The sequence below is a fragment of the Streptomyces sp. NBC_00448 genome (assembly GCF_036014115.1).
In the GTDB taxonomy this organism is placed as follows: Bacteria; Actinomycetota; Actinomycetes; order Streptomycetales; family Streptomycetaceae; genus Actinacidiphila.
Genome location: NZ_CP107913.1, coordinates 2826827 through 2845468, shown reverse-complemented (window position 1 = coordinate 2845468; position 18642 = coordinate 2826827). Strand labels below are relative to the sequence as shown.

General features: G+C 73.3%; 12 protein-coding genes. 6 read left to right on the top strand and 6 right to left on the bottom strand.

What is annotated here, in order from left to right; genetic code table 11:
- Positions 1 to 253: 253 nt before the first annotated feature.
- From OG370_RS12115 to OG370_RS12105, 3 genes are all read left to right on the top strand, one after another.
- A complete protein-coding gene (locus OG370_RS12115; protein WP_328463435.1) occupies positions 254 to 1078 on the top strand; it encodes an LLM class F420-dependent oxidoreductase in 825 nt (274 codons plus the stop codon).
- Positions 1078 to 1509: a TIGR03668 family PPOX class F420-dependent oxidoreductase gene (locus OG370_RS12110; protein WP_328463433.1), complete on the top strand. Its 432-nt coding sequence runs from the start codon at positions 1078 to 1080 to the stop codon at positions 1507 to 1509. Before OG370_RS12115 ends, OG370_RS12110 begins: the two co-directional genes overlap by 1 nt.
- A gap of 500 nt (positions 1510 to 2009) precedes the next feature.
- The gene (locus OG370_RS12105; RefSeq protein WP_328463431.1) at positions 2010 to 5207 is read left to right on the top strand and encodes a family 78 glycoside hydrolase catalytic domain; all 3198 of its coding nucleotides are present in this window, start codon (positions 2010 to 2012) and stop codon (positions 5205 to 5207) included.
- A 47-nt stretch (positions 5208 to 5254) separates the two neighbouring features.
- Here OG370_RS12105 and OG370_RS12100 read toward each other — a convergent pair whose 3' ends face one another.
- Positions 5255 to 5428, bottom strand: a complete 174-nt coding sequence (locus OG370_RS12100) for a hypothetical protein (protein ID WP_328463429.1) — start codon at positions 5426 to 5428, stop codon at positions 5255 to 5257.
- 681 nt (positions 5429 to 6109) lie between these two features.
- Between OG370_RS12100 and OG370_RS12095 the strand changes: the two genes are divergently transcribed.
- Together OG370_RS12095 and OG370_RS12090 are read left to right on the top strand one after the other, a co-directional pair.
- Positions 6110 to 7204 (top strand): hypothetical protein, encoded by a 1095-nt coding sequence (locus OG370_RS12095; RefSeq protein ID WP_328463428.1) that lies wholly within the window; start codon positions 6110 to 6112, stop codon positions 7202 to 7204.
- Positions 7201 to 7812 carry a hypothetical protein gene (locus OG370_RS12090; protein ID WP_328463427.1) on the top strand — a complete coding sequence of 204 codons (612 nt, stop codon included), beginning with the start codon at positions 7201 to 7203 and terminating at the stop codon, positions 7810 to 7812. Before OG370_RS12095 ends, OG370_RS12090 begins: the two co-directional genes overlap by 4 nt.
- Before the next feature lie 407 nt (positions 7813 to 8219).
- Here OG370_RS12090 and OG370_RS12085 read toward each other — a convergent pair whose 3' ends face one another.
- Positions 8220 to 10655 carry a tetratricopeptide repeat protein gene (locus OG370_RS12085; protein ID WP_328463425.1) on the bottom strand — a complete coding sequence of 812 codons (2436 nt, stop codon included), beginning with the start codon at positions 10653 to 10655 and terminating at the stop codon, positions 8220 to 8222.
- 222 nt (positions 10656 to 10877) lie between these two features.
- On the opposite strand from OG370_RS12085, the gene OG370_RS12080 reads away from it, so the two are divergent.
- Entirely contained in the window at positions 10878 to 13997 is a 3120-nt protein-coding gene (locus OG370_RS12080) for an AfsR/SARP family transcriptional regulator (protein WP_328463423.1), read from the top strand.
- 33 nt (positions 13998 to 14030) lie between these two features.
- Here the strand turns inward: OG370_RS12080 and OG370_RS12075 are convergent, their stop codons facing one another.
- The 4 genes from OG370_RS12075 to OG370_RS12060 form a co-directional block, all read right to left on the bottom strand.
- Positions 14031 to 15536, bottom strand: a complete 1506-nt coding sequence (locus tag OG370_RS12075; RefSeq protein ID WP_328463421.1) for an ABC1 kinase family protein — start codon at positions 15534 to 15536, stop codon at positions 14031 to 14033.
- A 216-nt stretch (positions 15537 to 15752) separates the two neighbouring features.
- Positions 15753 to 16268: a hypothetical protein gene (locus OG370_RS12070; protein WP_328463419.1), complete on the bottom strand. Its 516-nt coding sequence runs from the start codon at positions 16266 to 16268 to the stop codon at positions 15753 to 15755.
- Between the two features lie 117 nt (positions 16269 to 16385).
- A complete protein-coding gene (gene fabG, locus OG370_RS12065; protein WP_328463417.1) occupies positions 16386 to 17150 on the bottom strand; it encodes a 3-oxoacyl-ACP reductase FabG in 765 nt (254 codons plus the stop codon).
- Complete coding sequence (locus OG370_RS12060) at positions 17140 to 18573, bottom strand: coproporphyrinogen-III oxidase family protein (protein ID WP_328463415.1); 1434 nt, start codon at positions 18571 to 18573, stop codon at positions 17140 to 17142. Before OG370_RS12060 ends, fabG begins: the two co-directional genes overlap by 11 nt.
- Positions 18574 to 18642 lie beyond the last annotated feature (69 nt).

Genomic DNA, 18642 nt, shown 5'->3' with positions numbered 1-18642 from the left:
CCAGCGATCCCCGTTCGTCCCGCGGCTGCCGGAACGTGGAGACGATGCCGTCAACGCCGACGGCATGCACGGGCTCGCCGACGGTCCACTCCGGCGCCGACCTGCCCGCCGGTACGGCGCCCCCGGTGCGGCCCCACCGTCGCGGCCCCCTCCGGGACGTCAGCGTCGTGATCCACGGCCCCGGGTGATATTCCTGTACGGGGAGTGCCGGAGCGTAGCGCTCCGTGCGAAAGAGCGATGAGGAGCCAGCCGTATGAAGTTCGGGATCTCCACGTTCATCACCGACCGCAGCATCCGCCCCGCGCCCCTCGGTCGGGCCCTGGAGGAGCGGGGATTCGACTCGCTGTTCATCGCCGAGCACAGCCACATCCCGGTGGACCGCCGCTCGGCCTACCCCGGCGGCGGCGAACTGCCCGAGATCTACTACCGCACCCTGGACCCGTTCGTGGCGCTGGCCGCGGTCGCGACCGTCACCGAACGGCTCCTGGTGGGCACGGGCATCGCGCTCGTCGCCCAGCGCGACCCGATCCACACGGCGAAGGAGGTGGCCTCGCTCGACCTGATCTCCGGGGGGCGGGTCGTCTTCGGCGTCGGGGTCGGCTGGAACCGTGAGGAGATGGCGAACCACGGCACCGACCCCGCCGTCCGGGGCCGGCTCGCCAACGAGCGGCTGCGCGCGATGATCGAGCTGTGGACGAAGGAACAAGCCGAGTTCCACGGTGAGTTCGTCGACTTCGACCCCGTCTACGCGTGGCCGAAGCCGGTCCAGCAGCCGCACCCGCCGATCTACGTCGGCGGCGGCCAGGGCGCCTTCCCCCGGGTCGTCGAACTCGGTGACGCCTGGCTGGCCAACAGCCTGCCGCCGAAGGTGCTGGGGGAACGGATCGAGGAACTGCGCGCCCTGGCCGGCCGCGACGTCCCGGTCACGGTCTACGCGGCGCCCGTCAAGCCCGAGACCATCGAGGCGTACGCCCAACTCGGCGTCGAGCGCGTGCAGTTCTACCTCCCGTCCGACCCCGAACCGGCCGCCCTCGCGCATCTCGACCGCTGCGCCGAGCTGGCGGGCCGCTTCAGCTGATGCCCGCGCTGAGCGGAACCGAGGCACGCGAACGGTTCGCGGCGTCCCCGATCGCCCGGCTCGCGACCGTGGACGCCACCGGCCGCCCGCACCTGGTCCCGGCGGTCTTCGCGGTGGCCGGGGACCGGCTGGCCATGGCGGTGGACCACAAGCCCAAGCGTTCGCCCCGGCTCAAACGACTCGCCAACATCCGTGCCAATGCGGCGGTTTCGCTGCTCGTCGACGGTTACCACGAGGACTGGGACCGGCTGTGGTGGGCCCGCGCGGACGGGCGGGCGCGGGTGCTGCCCCCCGCCGCGGGGTCCGTCGAAGCGGCGCGCCTGACCGCCCTGCTCGTGGCCAAGTACCCGCGCCACTACGCGGATCGGCCGCCGTCCGGCGAGGTCGTGGAGGTCCTCGTCACCACGTGGACCGGCTGGCGCGCGACCTGATCCGCCGCGCCCGCGGGGCCTGATCCGATGGTCCGGCGCGACCGGATCGTACGGCCGGCGCGACCGGATCTTACGAGTCCGCGGTGCGCGATCGTACGGGGCCGGCACGACCAGAACGCACGGGCCCGCGGCGCCCGATCGTACGGTCCGGCGCGGATCGATCCCGCGTGCCCCGGCACTCGATCGTACGGCCGGCGCGGCCCGACCCCCCGCGCCCGCGGCACCCCGCACCACCGGCTCCCCCCACACGGCCGCCGACGGACAGCCCGCGCTTCCTCTGTACGCGCCGAACCGCCTGATGTAACGTCGCCGACGTACATGAGGCTTGAATCGATTCAAGCAATCGTTTCGCCTCACCACCCGCCCCCGGAGGTGCCGCAGTGTCGCCGTCAACGCAGAAGCCGGAAACGGCTTCGGCCGCGGTCCCGACCGGGGCCCGGGGCCGCACCCGGGGGAGCCGGGCCGGGGCCGGCCGGGGCCGGGGGAGAAGCCGCGGCGCCGTGGCGGCGCTGCTCTGCGCCGTACTGGCGCTGTTCCTGCCGGCCGCGGGCGCCCACGCGGCGTCATCACGGATGAAGGTGACGGGCCTTCAGGCGGACTACACGGCACAGCCGTTGGGCATCGACGACGCCCACCCCAGCCTGAGCTGGCAGTTGGGCTCGCCGGTCAACGGCGCGCGGCAGACGGCGTACCGGATTCTCGTGGCGAGCACACAGGACCGGCTCACGCCGGGGCGGGCCGACGTGTGGGACAGCGGGAAGGTCGGCTCGGCCGCGTCCGTGGGCGTGCCGTACGGCGGTCCCGCGCTGCGCTCCTCGCAGCGCTACTTCTGGACGGTCCAGGTGTGGGACGGCCAGGGCGCCGGGTCCGGCTGGGCGCCGGCCACCTGGTGGGAGACGGGGCTGCTGCACGCGGCCGACTGGCAGGGCGCGCAGTGGATCAGCCCGGACACCGCCGGGCAGGGCAACTGGTCGGACTTCGACCTGGACGTGGACTTCACCATCCGCAAGGGCGCGGCGAGCGTGCTCTTCCGCGCGCAGGACGCGAGCAACCTGCTGATGTGGCAGATCAACTCCGAGGTCGACCCGGGCAAGGTCATGCTGCGCCCGCACGCCGAAGTGGGCGGCTCCTTCAGCCACATCGTGCCCGACGTCGACGTCAGCCAGGTGATCACGCAGCAGAACGTGGGCGACAAGCACCACTTGAGGATCGAGGCGGACGGCCCGACGATCAGCACCTGGATCGACGGCACCCTGGTGAACACCCTCACCGACCACACCTTCACCCAGGGCACGATCGGCTTCCGCGTCGGCGACGCGACCGAGGACTCGCTCTACGGCGCGCTCGCCGTCCACGGCCTCGACGGCAACTCCCTCTTCTCCGACGACTTCGCCGCCGACCCCGACCCGTCCTTCCCGCAAGCACAGGTCAACGACGGCCAGTTGGAGCCCACCTCCGGCATCGAACTGCTCGACACCAGCCCCGCCGCCCCCATGCTGCGCCACGACTTCACGCTCGGCGGCAAGAAGATCGCCAGTGCCCGCGCCTACGTGGACGGCCTGGGCCTGTACGAACTCCACGTCAACGGCCACAAGATCGGCGACGACGTCCTCAGCCCCGCCGACACCCCGTACGACCAGCGGGACCTGTACCAGACCTACGACGTGACCTCCCAACTGCGCTCCGGCGCCAACGCGGTCGGGATCTGGCTCGGCAACGGCTACGGGCCGCGGTTCAGCCCGTACGGCTTCCGGTGGCTGGGACCGAAGCAGGCGACGATGCTGCTGGAGGTCACCTACACCGACGGCACCCGCCAGACGGTCACCACCGGCTCCGGCTGGACCTGGTCGAACGGCCCGATCACCGCAGACGACATGTACGGCGGCGAGACCTACGACGCGCGCCAGGCCCAACCGGGCTGGGACAGCCCCGGGTTCGACACCTCGGACCAGCACCCGGTGACGGCGGTCGCCGCGCCCGGCGGCAGCCTCGTCGCCGACGACGTCCCGCCGGTGCGGGTCACGCGGACGCTGCGCCCGGTGCGCATGACGCAACCCCAGCCGGGCGTCTACGTCTACGACCTGGGCCAGAACATCGCGGGCTGGGAGCAGTTGCGGGTGAAGGGCCCGGCCGGCGCCACCGTGCGGATGCGCACCGCCGAGGAGGTCGGCGCCGACGGCATGCTCGACACCAGGACCAACCGCAGCGCCGCCGCCACCGACCGCTACACGCTGGCCGGCACCGGCCGCACCGAGACGTACGAACCCCGCTTCACCTACCACGGGTTCCGCTATATCGAGGTCACCGGCTACCCGGGCACGCCCACCCTCGACTCGATCTCGGGGCGGGTCGTGCACGCGGACGTGGCGTCCACCGCCACCTTCGACTCCTCCGACCCGACGCTCGACCGGATCTGGCAGAACAACCAGCGCACCATCCTCAACAACTCGATGAGCCTGCCCACCGACAACCCGGTCCGCGACGAGCGCACGCCCCCGGGCATGGATGTGCAGGCGTACCACGACGCCTCCACCAGCGAGTTCGCGATGGACCGCTTCTACGCGAGCTACCTGCGCGACATGCCGCCGGGTACCGCGCTGCCCAACGACGCGGGCAACGCGCAGAACCCGGACATGGGCGGCGACCAGATCTCGCTGGCCTGGACGCTCTACCAGCAGTACGGCGACAAGGCCACGCTCGCCGCCATGTACCCGGCGATGAAGGCGTTCGTCGACAAGAACGCGACCGACGTCCCCGGGCACATCTGGCCGGCCGACCACGGCTTCGGCGACTGGTGCCCGCCGGTCTACGGCCCCGGCGTCAACGGCGGCCTCGGCAGCCCGAGTGTCGGCTCCTGCACCAGCGAGGTCTCACTGGTCAACACCGCGCTGTCCTACCTCCAGGCGTCCGACACCGCGCTGGCCGCCCAGGCGCTCGGCGACACCGCCGACACCGCGCACTTCACCGGCCTCGCCTCGGACATCAAGGACGCGTTCAACGCGGCGTTCCTCAACTCCACGCACGACGGCTACGCCGACGGCCGGCAGACCACCAGCATCCTGCCGCTCGCGTTCGGCATGGTCCCCGCCGCCGACCTCACCGCCGTCGGCGACCAGCTCGTCCACACCATCAGCGTCACCAACCAGGGCCATCTGGACACCGGCATCTTCGGCACCCGCTACCTGATGGACGCGCTCACCGCCATCGGCCGCACCGACCTCGCGACGAGCGTCCTGGACCAGACGTCGTACCCGGGATTCGGGTACGAGATCTCCCAGGGGGCCACCACCGACTGGGAGGAGTGGACCTACGACTCCAGTATGGAGTCGCACGACCACGCGATGTTCAGCGGCATCAACGCCTCCTTCACCTCCGTGCTCGGCGGGATCAGCGCGACGAGCGCGGGCTACGGCACCCTCGCGGTCGCACCCCAGGTGCCCACCGGCCTTACCCACGTCTCCGCCTCGGTGCGGACCGTCCGCGGCCCGGTCGCCTCGACCTGGACCCGCACCGCCCACTCCTTCGTACTCGACGTCACGATCCCCGCGAACGCCACCGCCACGGTCACCGTCCCCCTCCTCGGCTCCCCCGCCCACCACCTCCACCCCACCCCCGGCGCCCACCTGTCGCGCCTCACCCCCACCACGGCCCAGTACGCCGTTACCTCCGGCCACTGGCACTTCACGCTCACGCGGTGACGAGGATGGCGGGTGGGGGCGCCGTGCCCTCACCCGCCATAGTCGAACTACGCCTGGTTCGTGCCGACGTGGTACGACATGCAGACGCTCGGTGATATCGCCTTCGCCATCGCGGGCGGGGTCGCGGCTTCCGCGGTGGTGGAGAGAAACCCCACGGAGAGCACGCCGGCGAGAATGGCGGAAACGGCCAGAAGACGCGGCGAGAAGACAGACTTGTTCACGGACGTGGTTCTCCAAAGAGCTTCATCTGAGTTGACGCGTGGATTTCATGGCAGCGCATTCGAGCGCAAGCCACGGCGGTCGCACGCTGCTTGCAGAGGAGGCGGCTTCCGGGCGGGGCAAGCTTGGCCAGGCATGCCCGTGGGGGCGCCGGTCCGTCGGCTCCAGCTGTTGCGTGGGGAGCCTAGCCTAAGGATCACCTGGCGCCTAACGCCCTTGGCCCATGAGGCAGTTGGCGCAAGCGGCTCGGTAGGATGCGGACCTGCTGACGGCGGCTCCGGCACCCCTCGGCCCGGACAACCACTGGCCAGCGGTTCCGGTGCCCTCGGGCGCCCCGCAGACTCCGGCGGGCCGGGGTGGGGTGGGGGTCCCTCACCCGGGCGTCAAGGCCGCTGCAAGCTCCCTGCAAGGAATCCTCCGCACCCCCCGGGTAATTCCCCGACACGGCCCGATCAGGTGCGCCGAAACCGTCGGCGCGGGTGGGGTCGAGTCACCCGGATCACGGGGTCCGGGCAGGCGGAGGGGGAGTTTCTATGCACGCCGAAATCGGCCCGGAAAGGCCGATGGATTGGGAAAGCGAACAGTGGATGACGGTTCGCGGCTGCAAGAAAGTACTGGTGATCGCCACAACGCTGACGTATGCTCAGCGGCTTTCGGACATCATCCCGATGTTCGATTCCGACATGAGGGTGCAGCTTTTCTTCACCGTGGCTCCGCACGCCTTCAGCGAGGGCGTGACGCGGTTCCTGCGCCGGCTCGGCGCCCCGGTGATCCCGTGGGAGCAGGCGGTGCGGGGCGAGTTCGACCTGGCGCTCGCGGCGGGCTGGGAGCACATCGACCAGGTCCGCGCGCCGCTCGTGCTTCTCTCACACGGCGCCGGGCAGATCAAGGTGCAGCGGGTCTGGCGCGGCCGGCCCGGCCAGGAGCGCCCGCCGGGCATGCTCAGCCGGGACAACCTCACCCGGGACGGGCGCGTGATCCCCGCCGCGGTGGCCCTGGCGCACCGCGACGATCTCGCGACGCTCGCCCGGAACTGCCCCGAGGGCGTGCCCGTGGCCACGGTGGTGGGCGACCCGGTGTACGACCGGCTCGTGGCGAGCGTGCCGCACCGGGAGGAGTACCGGGCCGCGCTCGGGCTGGGCACCGGGCAGGAACTGGTGCTGGTCTGCAGCACATGGGGCCCGGGCGCGTCCTTCTCGGCACTGGACGAGTTACTGCCGCGCCTGCTCAGCGAGTTACCGCGCCGCCGCTACCGCGTGGCGGTGCTCACCCACCCCAACATCTGGGCAGGGCACGGCTGGCGGCAGGTGCACGCGTGGCTGGCCGACTACCGCCGCAGGGGCGTAGCGCTGGTGCCGCCGGAGGCCGACTGGCGGGCGCTGGTGGCCGCGGCGAACTGGGTCGTGGGCGACCACGGTTCGGTCACCTCGTACGCCACCGTCACACCCGCACCCATCCTGCTGGCCCGCTACCCGCACCGCCGGGTCCACCACGCCTCACCGGCCGCCGCCCTCGCCCGGATCGCCCCGGCGCTGGTGACGGCCCGCCCGCTGGAGACCCAACTGCGGTACGCGGCAGAGGAGTACCGGCGCGAGGAGTACGACGCGGTGGCCGCCCGGCTCTCCTCCGAACCCGGCCGGTTCAACCAGCGCGTCCGCGCGCTCGTCTACGGGCTGCTGGGCATCGGGCGGCCCGCCTACCCGGTGCCGCCCGAGCCGGTCCCGGCGCCCGCGCCGCTGGACCGGTGGACGGCGGACGCGAGGGGTGAGGCGGCATGACGCCGCGGCGCAGGGGTACGGTGCCGCGCCGCGCCGTCGTGGCCGTGTATCGGCGGAAGGCGGTAGGCGGTGCGAGCAGCCCGGTCGGGCTGATCGTCGTGCGGGAGTCCGCGTGCCCGCGGGTCACCGTCCGGCGGTTGCCGCGCGGCGGGTGGCCCGCAGCGGGCAAGGTCGTCGACGAGCACGTGAACGCGGAACTGGTGGCGGGCTCGCCGTGGACGGAGCGGGCGGACGTCCTCATGCTCGGCTGCGCGCACCGGCCCGATACGGCGGCGCGGGTGGCCGGCGAGATGCTGGCGCGGTTCCCCGGCTGCCTGGTGGCGGCGGTTCCCACGACCGGCGGCGGCTGCGTCGCGACGGCCCGCGACGGCGAGTGCGTGGCCGTGGCCCCGGCGGCCGGGCAGCGCCCGCCGACGGCCGACGAACTGGCCGTGGCCGTGTCGTGCCTGCACGCCGAACTTGTCCTCGGCGGTTCGTGGGCCGACGTGAGGGCGATCTGCCTCGCGGCGCCCGCCGGGCCGCGGGCGCCGCAGGGCGGTCAGGTGCGGCTCAGGCCGCACCCGGCCCCGCCGGCGGGCGCGCCACCCGGCGACCGCCTCCCGGCGTGAACGAGGCCGCGCCGATGCGTACTTCCCGCATCGGCCGGCACCCGCAACAGCACTGACCCGTACGAACGCCACGACCCGCACCAACCGGCACCCACGGCACTGACCCGCACTCACGGCGCCGCCCCGATCGGCGGGCGCTCAACCCGACCCGCACCGCACCCACAGCGCCCCGCCCCCACTCACGGCGCCGCCCGACCGGCGGGCGCTCCCACCGACCCGCACCAACCGGCACCCACGGCACCGACCCGCACCCACGGCGCCGCCCCGCGCCCACGGCGCCGCCCCGCACCCATGGCACCAACCGGCACCCACGGCGCCGCCCCGATCGGCGGGCGCTCAACCCGACCCGCACCGACCTCCATCGATCAGCACCCCACCGCACCTGCCTGCGCGTACCCGAACCCGCGTCAGGACGAGGCGTCTTCGGGCGGCGGCAGACCCCGAAGGCGCCCTTCCGCGCGCTCGGAATCGACCGGGCTGACAGCGGCGTAGATCCGCAGCGCGTCCTTGTAATGCCCCCGCGCGGCGGCCAGTTCACCGTCCTGCTCGGCGAGCCGGCCCAGCATCTCCAGGGTTCTGGCCTGCCAGTAGGCGGACCCGGACGCCTCGAACTCGGCGAGGCCGAGCCGTAGTTCGCGCTCGCCGTCCTCGCGCCGGCCGGCTCGGGCCAGGGCGAACCCGAAGAGCGCCCTGGCCCGGGCCGCGTCGTAGGGGTCGTGTTCCGCCGCCAACTCCCGGTGGGCCCGGCCCAGGCGCTCGGCGGCGCCCTCGAAGTCGTCCTGTTCCAGGGCGAGTTCGCCCAGGCGCAGCCGGGACAGCGCGGCGCCGCGGTGGTAGCCCACCGACTCCCGCAGTTCGAGGGCCCGTTCGTACGCCGCCGCGGCGCGGTCCGGTTGCCCCGCGCCCCGGTAGGAGCTGCCGAGCCCGCTCAGGGCCTGCGCCTCGTCGCGGAGGTTGCCCTCGGCGCGGGCGAGGTCGAGGGCCTGGGAGAACCACCGAGCCGCCTCGTCGTAACGGCCGGAGCTGCGCAGCCCGATGCCTCCCGAGGTGAGCATGCGCGCCTGTCCCGCGGTGTCACCGTCCAGACGCGCCGAGGCGAGCCCGGTCTCGTGGGCAGATATCCACGAGTCGTACAGCCGCAGCCGCAGGAACATCGGCCACAGCGCGTCGGCGAGTTGCCACGCGGCGGCGTGCCACTGGTGGCGGGCCGCCAGCCGCACCGCTGGTGTGAGGGCCTCGCGGTGCGTCTCCAGCCAGGCGAGGGCCGCGCTCTCGTCGGCGAACGACCCGGCCGCCCGGGGCGGGAAGCGGTAGTCGCGCGGGAGGGTGCGGTGGCTGGGGGAGAGCAGCTCCTCGGCGGACGTGGCCATGGCCAGGCACCAGTCGACGTAGCGGCGCAGCGCGTCCTCGCGGGCCGGCGCGGTCTCCTCCGCCTCCGCGCGCTGGGCCGCGTGCAGCCGCACCAGGGAGTGGAAGTGGCACAGGCCGGCCCCCGCCGGTTCCAGCAGGTTCGCCTCGACCAGCACCTCGATCAGCCGCTCGGCCTCGGCGTCGGAGAGCCCCGCCGCTGCGGCCGCCAGCGCCGGATCGAACCGCGTGGCGGGCAGCAGGCCCAGGCAGCGGTAGAGATGGGCGGCGTCCGCGCGCAGCGCCCGGTAGGACGCGTCCAGGACGGTCTGCACGGTGTCGGTGCCCTCCGCTCGTAGTTCGCCCAGCAGCCCCGCGCCCGCGGTCAGCGCGTCGCGCAGCGACGCCACCGGCTGGTCCGGGCGCGCGGCCAGCCGCGCCGCCGCGAGCCGTATCGCCAACGGGAGCCCGGCGCACAGCGCGACCACCTCCCGCACCGCCGTCGGCTCGCGCTCGGCGCGGGCGCGGCCGGCGCCCCGGGCGAACAACTCCTCCGCCGCCCGCGGGCCGAGCACGTCGAGCCGGCAGAACCCCGCCCCGTCCACGGCCAGGCCGGTCAGCCGGTGCCGGCTGGTGGCCAGGACGAGGCTGCCGGGCGCGCTGGGCAGCAGGGCGCGCACGTCCGCGGCGGTCAGCGCGTTGTCCACCATGACGGCGAACCGGCGGGCCGCGGTGACCGAGCGCCACAGGGCCGCGCGCTCGGCGAGACCGGTCGGCTCGACGGTCTCGCCGAAGGCGCGCAGCAGGTACCCGAGCACCTCCGCCGCGCTCGCCGGGTCGCCGGGCGAGCCGTCGCGCAGCGCCACGTAGAGCTGGCCGTCGGGGAACTCCGCCGTGCGGGAGCCGAGCCACCGGGAGACCAGCGCGGTCTTGCCGACGCCGGCCTGGCCGCTGACCACGATCACCTGGGCCACGCCCGGCTCCCGTCCGTCGCGCAGCTCGTCCAGTGCCCGCAGGTCCCGCCGCCGGTCGGTGAAGTGCGCGGGGACGGGGAGGAGTTGACGTGGGATGGGACGTTCCGGTGCGGCCGGCTGCGGCATCTGGTGGACGTGGATTCCGCCGGTGATGTCCCGCGCCTGGACGACCGGGCCGTGCACTTGCGCGTTGCCGCCCAAAGTGTTGGCGACCATGTCGACGCCCCCGCCCGCCGCGGGAAACCGCGCCATCCACTGCCGAATCCGGTCCAGCAGCGGGCCGTTGCGCGCCGCGCACGCGGCGAGAACGGCGGCCTGGTCGCGTAGAGTCGCCGACACGGCGGCGGCGCCGGAGCCGACGGGGTCCGCTTGCAGGTCGTGCCATGCCGCGGCGAGGACCGGGTCGTCCGCGGCCGCGGCGTCCACCAGTCGCGCGAGTTCCTGCCAGGCGGCCGAGCCGTGCCCGGTGGTATCGGAAAACTTGGCCGATAACAGAGCCTCGGCCACACCCTCGTCCCGCATTCTTCCCCGCCCCTCGCCGACAACGGCCCCTCGCGGCCCGCGGGACGCCCGCATCGGACGTCCCGTTCCGCGGTGTCCCTTCAAGGAATACCCTGCGATGGCGGTATGGGCGCTTCTCGGTCCGGCAGGAACAGCCCGTTTGAGTCGCGGTGTGCGCGTGTCCGCCGGCCCGGTCGGTGGCGGGCCGCCTCGTACAGCGGAACCGTCCGGTGGGAGACACTGATGGAGTTCCAGATACGCGTACTGGGGCCGGTGGAACTGCGTGCCGGGGAGCGCTGGACCGCCCTCGGGTCGACCAAGGAACGGACCGTGCTGGCCGCCCTCGCCTGGGACGTGGGCAGCGCCGTCAGCGTGGACCGGCTCGTCGACCGGGTCTGGGACGACAACCCCCCGGCCAAACCCCGCGACGCGCTGTACGCCTACGTCTCCCGTATCCGCCGGGCGCTGCACGACGTCGCAGGACCGGCCGCTCCCGCGCTGGAGCGCCGTACCCACACCTACATCCTCCAGGCCGACCGGGCGGCCGTCGACCTGCACCGGTACGTGGGACTGGTCGACCAGGCGCACGCGGTCGCCCGGCGCGGCGACGGACAGGAGGCGCTGCACCTGCTCCGGCAGGCCCAAGGGCTCAGGCGCGGCGAACCCCTGGCGGGCCTGCCCGGCACGTGGGCGGCGGGCATCCGCGCCGCGATGGACGGGAAGGAGGTGGACGCGGCCACGCTCCAGGCGGGCGTCGCCCTGCGGCTGGGCCACTACCCGGACCTGGCCCCGCGCCTGGCGTCCCTGGCCGAGGCGCACCCGACCAACGAGACGCTGGTGGAACTGCTCGCCGTCGCGCTGTACGGCACCGGCCGCGCGGTCGAGGCGGCCGACGCGCTGCACCACTTCCTGAGCCGGCTGGTGAGGGAGTTCGGCACCGCCCCCGGCGACCGGTTACAGGCCGTCCAGCAGGGCATCCTCAGCAGGGTCCCGGTCGCCGACCTGCTGCCACCCGCGCCGGGAGCGCCGGCCGAGCCTCCCCCCGCGCCGGAGCCCGACCGCACCGACAACCTGCCCCACGACATCGAACTGGTCGGCCGCGCGCCCGAGATACGCCGGCTGTCCGCCGGCACCCACACCCCGCACGGCACGGCCGCGGTGGTCTCGCTCGAAGCGGTGGACGGCATGCCGGGCGTCGGCAAGACCTCGCTCGCGGTGCACGTCGCCCACCAGTTGAGCGACGGCTACCCCGACGGCTGCGTCTTCCTGGACCTGCGCGGCGGCGCGGAGGCCGGCGCGATGCCGGTCGCGGACGCGCTGACCGACCTGCTGCACCTGTCCGGCGTCCCGGTCGCGAGCATCCCGCAGCACGTCGACGCGCTGAGGTCGGCATGGCACACCGCGATGGCGAACCGCCGGCTGATCCTGGTCCTCGACAACGTCGCCGACGCCGACCAGGTGCGGCCGCTGCTGCCGTGGGCGTCGCCGTCGCTGGTCATCCTCACCAGCCGGCGCCGGCTCACCGAGATCCCCGGAGTGCGGCCGGTGACCCTCGACGTCATGCCGCTGCGCGACGCGGTCAGCATGTTCCGGCACCGGGTCGGGGCCGAGCGGGCGCCGACCGCCGACGCGACCGCGCAGATCGTCCGGCTGTGCGGGTTCCTGCCGCTGGCGATCGAACTCGTGGCGAGCCGCTTCCTGTCCCGGCCGGCCTGGAGCGCGGCGGAACTCGTGGACTCCCTGACCCGCGCCGGCAGCCGCGTCCCCCAGATCCGCGACGGCCGCCGCGAACTGGCCCGCGCGTTCGAGGTGTCGTACCGCCCGCTGACGCCGCTGCAGCGGATGGTCTTCCGGCGGCTGGGCACGCACCTGGGCCCCGAGGTGGGCCCGCACGCGGCCGCCGCGCTCAGCGGGCTGTCCGTCGAGGACACCGACCGCGCCCTGGAGGGCCTGCTCGGCTGCCACCTGCTCCAGGAACCCACCGCGCACCGCTACCGGTTGCACGACCTGCTGCGCGACTACGCCCAGGGCCTGGCCGCCGCCGAGGACGGCCCCGAGGAGACGCGGGCGGCCGTCGAACGGCTCGTCGACTTCTACCTGGCCATGGCGGACCTGGCCGACCGCCAGGTGTACCCGTTCCGCTGCCGTGTCGAGGTCGCCACCTCGCTGCCCGCCCCCGCGCCCTGGGGCACCCGGGGCGACCCGAGCCGCTGGCTCCTCACCGAAGGCCCCAACCTGCTGGCCGTGCTGGCCTGGTCCGGCGCGCACCGGCCGACCCGTGGCACCGCCCTCCTCGCGCACGTCCTCGCCGGCTTCCTGGACACCGAGGGATACCTGACGACCGCCGACTCCGTGCTGCGCAAGGCGGTCGCGTACTGGCGGGACACCGACGACCGGACCGGGTACGCGTGCGCGCTGCTCGACCTGGCCGCGGTGTCCATCCACCGCGGCCAGTACGACGAGGGGAGCGCCGCCGCGCGCACCGCGCTCGACGAGGCCCGGGCGGTCGCCGACCCGGAGATCGAGGCGGAGGCCCTGCACCAGCTCGGCATCGCCCTGTGGGCCGGCGGGCAGTACGCGCAGGCCGTCGACTGCCACCACGCCGCGCTCGTGCTGCGCGCGGACGGCCCCGCGCTGCAACAGGCCCGCAGCCTCAACATGCTGGGCACGTTGTTACTGGTGACGGGCGACCCCGAGCGGGCGCTGGAGGTCTTCCTCGACACGCTGGGGAAGTTCCGGGAGGTGCGCGACCGGCGCGGCGAGTGGCGCACCCTGAACAACCTCGGGGAGACCCACGCCAAGCTCGGCGACCTCGAACAGGCCGACACCGCCTACCGCCAGGCGCTCGGGCTCGCCCGCCACGTCGGCAGCCGGGTGGACTGCGCCACGCTCCAGATGAACCTGGCGGGCGCGCTGCTGACCGCCGGGAAACCGGACGAGGCCCTCGCGCTGTACCAGGAGGTGCTGCCCGTGCTGCGCAGCGTGGGCGACCGGCGGAACGAGGCCATCGCCCTGCACGGAGTCGGCCGGACCCTGCAAGCGGTCGGGCAGTTCCACGAGTCGATCGGCCACCACACGGCCGCGCTCGCCGTCGCCCGCGAGATCGGCGCGGTCCACGAGGAGGCCGAGACGCTCAGGGACCTCGGCATCGCGGAACACCGGGTCGGCCGGCTCGCGCAGGCGGGACGGCACCTCCAGGACAGCCTCGCCATCGCCGAGCGCATCCAGGCACCCGCCGAGGAGACCGCGACGCTCACCGCGCTGGCCGACCTGCGCCGGCAGCAGGGGGCGGCCGAGGAGGCCGACGCGCTCCGCGCCCGGGTCCGCGCGCTCCAGGTGAAGCACCGGCTGCCGAGGGCGTAGGGCGCGGCGTCCCGGCAGGCGGTCAGCGGGAGTTCAGCGGGGTCCGCTACGGCGGCGGCCCAGCAGGTAGGCGGCGGCGGTGAGGGTGACGACGGTCTGGGCGGAGGGGGAGCGGCCGCCGCCGCGGGCGCGGGGCAGGCGGGTGCCGTGCATGCGGACGGTGAGGTCGCGGTTGGCGCCGTCGTTGGCGACCGCGCGCCACTGTTCGAGCGCGGCGGTGCTGCCGAGCAGCAACTCGGTCAGGTTGGCGGCCAGTTGCTGCGGGGAGGCGTACTCGGCGAGCATGTGCCGCAGGATGCCGTTGACCTCCGTCTTGAACACCTCGCCCACCACGATGTCCGGGTAGAGGTGGCGGACGGAGCCTTCGAGGTTGCCGAAGGACTTGCCGAGCAGCGAGGTGGAGGGAGCGGAGGCGATGCCGCGCCGGGACGCCTTCTCCAGTACCGAGGTGAGCGCGCCGCCGAAGTTCAGCTGGTCGAGGCTGGCGCCGGACAGCCGGGGGGTGAGGGCGGCCATGTCCGAGGCGAAGCCGGGCAGATCGGCCCACGGCGTGGCGTGGCCCATCGCGGTCCAGGCGTTCGCCAGGCTGTAGCCGTCGTTGCGGGCCATGGCCATCAGCACCAGCGCCAGGTGCATGCTGGTGCGCTTGTCGATCCGGCCGACCATGCCCCAGTCGATCAGGGTGGCCCGGCCGTCCGAGGAGACGAAGACGTTGCCGGGGTGCGGGTCGGCGTGGAAGAAGCGGTCGACGAAGTACCCCCGGTACATGAACCGCAGCAGGTCCTTGCAGATCTCCTCGCGCCGACGGGCCGGGATCGTACCCCGGTCGACGTGCCGGATCGATTCGCCGTCGGCGAGCGACTGCACCAGCACCCGGGGCGTCGCGTGCAGTACCTCCGGCACGCTCAGGGTGCGGTACGAGCCGATGGCGTCCCTGGCCCGGTCCATGTTCGCGGCCTCGCCGGTGAAGTCGAGTTCGGGCTCCATCGCGTCGAAGAGGCTGCCGAGCATCGCGTCGAGGTCCATCACGGCGCTGAACCGCGGCGCGGCCCGGCCGAGCAGCCGTGCGGCCCTGCGCATCAGCGCCATGTCGGCGGCCACCGACTCCCGGATGCCGGGGCGCTGGATCTTCACCACCGCGGGCCGCCCGTCCGACAGCGTCGCCCGGTGCACCTGCGCGATCGAGGCGGTGCCGAGCGGCGTCACGGTGTCGAGGTCGTCGAAGCGCAGCTTCCAGTCCGGGCCGAGGTCCCGCTCCAGCACCGGCTCCAGCAGGTAGAACGGCAGCGCCTCCACCTTGTCGTGCAGGTGCTCCAGCTCGGCGGCCAGCGCCGGCGGCGCCAGGTCCGGCCGGGTGGCCATCATCTGTCCCAACTTGATGTAGAACGGGCCGAGTTGCTCCAGCGCCTCCCGCACCGCCACGGCCCGCCGCCGCTCGGCGTCCGGGTGCTCGCGGGTCGCCCTGCGGGTCTGGTTCACCAGCAGGGCGCCCAGCACCCCTGTCACCGTACGAAGACGGTTGCGGATGGCACCCGCCATACGGCCGCGCCTCGCCTTCCGGGTGGTGGTGGGGTTCCCCGCGCCCCTCGGCGGTCGCCGTCCTCGCGCGGAAGCGGAGGAAGCGGGAGGAGCCGCACGGGCAGGGGCGCGGGGGAGTCGCGCGGGGGCAACTCGGCTGGCCGGAGACCCTGTTGGGAGCCTGGTCGGGCGCCCGGTGGGGTCAGGGCGGGGTCAGGTGGGGCGCCCGGTGGGGCGTCAGCCCTTGCGGGCACCGGTGACCGTGGCCGCGCCCGGGAGCACGTCCAGCAACTTGGTGACCGCCTCGGTGAGTTTGGCGATCTGGCCCGGGAGCGACAGCAGGGTCTCCGCGAGGTTCGCGGTGCTGCCGGCGGCCCCGGCGATGCTGCCGAGCGCGTCCAGACCCGGCAGCCCGCCACCCGCCAGCGCGGCCAGCGGGTTGGCGGCGCCTGCTCCTCCGCCGAGCGCGGCCAGCGGATTGGCGGCTCCCGAGATCAGGCCGGCCAGGGCCGGGGCGGCGGGGCCGGCATCCACCAGGGCCTGCACGGTTCCCAGCGGGAGCCCGGCCAGCCCGGGCAGCTTCGCCAGGGCCGACAGATCGGCACCGCCGCTCTTCCGCTTGTTCCTGGACTTCCGGTTGCCGCGGTCGTCGTCATCGTCGTCGTCGCGGTCGAGGAACTCGTCGACGGCTTTCTTGTAGTCGTCCGTGACGTCGCCGATGAGGTCTTTGAAGGTGTCGAACGTGGAGGCCATGGGTTCTCTCCTCGGAGGTGGGTCGAAGGGGCGGGGGAGTGGGAGGGGAAGGCGGGGGAAACGAGGTGCAGGGGGAGCGGGAGGCCCGGGCGGACGGGGAAGGCCACCCGGGGCGGATCAGAGGGTGAGGCCGCCGGACATCTCGATGACCTGCCCGGTGATGTAGCGCGCCCGGTCCGACGCGAGGAAGCACACCAGCGCGGCGACGTCCTCCGCCGAGCCGAACTCCCGTGTCGGGATGAGGCTTTTGACGCGTTCGAGCTGCGGCTCGGGGATCGCGGCCGTCATGTCGGTGGCGATGAAGCCGGGCGCGACCGCGTTCACGGTCACCCCGAGGCCGCCGACCTCCTTCGCCAGCGCCTTGGTGAAGCCGATCACCCCGGACTTGGAGGCGGAGTACGCGGTCTGGCCCGGCGCGCCGTGGATACCGGAGGCGGAGGTGACGTTGACGACGGTGCCGCGCCGGCGCCGTACCAGCGGCATCACCAGCGGCCGGGTCACGTTGAACATGCTGCCGAGGTTGGTCTCCACCACCTCGTCCCACTGCTCGCGGCGCATCCGGGCGAAGCTGACGTCGTGGGTGACGCCCGCGTTGTTGACGAGGACGTCCAGCTCCCCGTCGAGCGCGCGCAGCGCGTCCGCGGCGAACCGGCTCGCGTCCACGGTGTCGCCGACCCGGCCCGGCAGCGCGGTGCACTGCTGGTCGGGGTAGGCGGCGCTCATCTCGTCGGACAGTTCGGCGGCGGCAGCGGCGCTGGAGTGGTAGCCGAAGACCACGTGGGCGCCCTGCGCGAGCGCGAGCCGGACCACCGCGGCGCCGATCCCTCGCGCGCCGCCGGTGATCACGCACTTGCGCCCGCTCAGCGGCAGGTCATCGGCCACTGCCGGCCCCCTCCCCGGCCATCACGAGCTTCGCCTTCTTGTTGTCGACCTCCCGCTCGCGCAGCGCGCGGTACCGCTCCTCGGCGAGCAGCGTGGAGACCATCGGGGTGTAGAACGGGCCGTCGCCGACCAGGGTGATCTTCTCCGGGGTGATCTCGGCCAGGCCGCGCGAGGCGAGCCCGTCCCAGACGGTGGCGAACTCCTCGTACACGTCGACGCCCATCGCGGCGCGCAGCCCGGACCGGTCCAGTTCCATGCCGAGCAGGTGCCGGAAGACGGTGGCCAGCACCCAGTCGTCGGACTGGTAGCGGAAGGCCCGTTCGACCGGCAGCCGGCCCTCGTCGACCGCGGCCTTGTACAGCGACAGGTTGCGCTGGTTGATGTACGACCAGGAGCGGCCCGGTCCGAGGGTGGCGGCGCCGAAGAACGAGATGGCCGCGTAGCCGAGGCCCACCGCGTCCGCGACGTCGTGGAGTTGGGGCCGGTAGCCCTCGCGGAAGTCCCGGCTGGTCGGGTCACCGGGCTTGCGGAAGCTGTACGCGCCGTGCTGCTCGTAGCCCTGGTCGAGCAGGTAGTCCCGGCCGACCCGGTACATCTCCAGGTTGCTGAGGGTGCTGGGCAGTTCGTGGAAGCGGTTGAGCGCGAAGTCGGTGGGGCCGCCGACGTTCAGCTCGTAGTGGGTGATGTCGTAGACGTCCCAGGAGACGAGGGTCTTGAGGTCCTCCAGCATGGTCTCGACGGTCTGCTGCGGCCAGCCGAAGATCACGTCGACGTTGGCGGCGAGGCCGAACTCCCGCGCCCAGTCCAGGCTCTGGATGACGTGCCGGGTGGTCTGCTTGCGGCCGCTGAGGCTGTTCAGCCGCTCGTTGACCTGCTGGACGCCCATGCTGATCCGGTTCATCCCGGAGTCGCGGATGGCCTGCATCTTGTCGCGGGTGAAGAGCTGCGGGATGCCTTCCAGGGTGAGGTCGGCGCCCTCGGCGATGTCCGGGAAGAGCCGGTTCACCAGCTCCATGATCTTCAGGTAGTGCGCCGGGCGGTACAGGTTGGAGGTGCCGCCGCCGAAGTACGCGGAGCCGAGCCGGGCGCCGGTCAACCGGTCCCGGTGCAGCTCTGCTTCGCGCTCGACGTAGCCGTAGTAGTCCTCCAGGGCGTCGTTGCCCTTGAACTCCTCGACCGGGAACAGGCAGTAGCCGCACTTCCCCGGGTCGGTCTTGATGCAGTACGGCACGCCGATGTACAGGAACAGGTCGGGCGCCTGGCCGGCCTTCTGCAGCTTGCGGCGGTCCTCGCTGATCTCGTCGGCGGCGACGGTGGGTTCGGTCCAGTAGCGCGGCGACGGGAAGCCGTGCTGGATCTTGTTGACCTGGCGTTGTTCGAGGTGGCTGTCGATGTAGTCCGTGACGTACGTGGAATCCAGCATGGTCCGGCTCATTCCTCCGGGAGGTTTTCGCGGGTTCGGGGCGCTGGGGCGCGCCGGGTACGGCTGCGT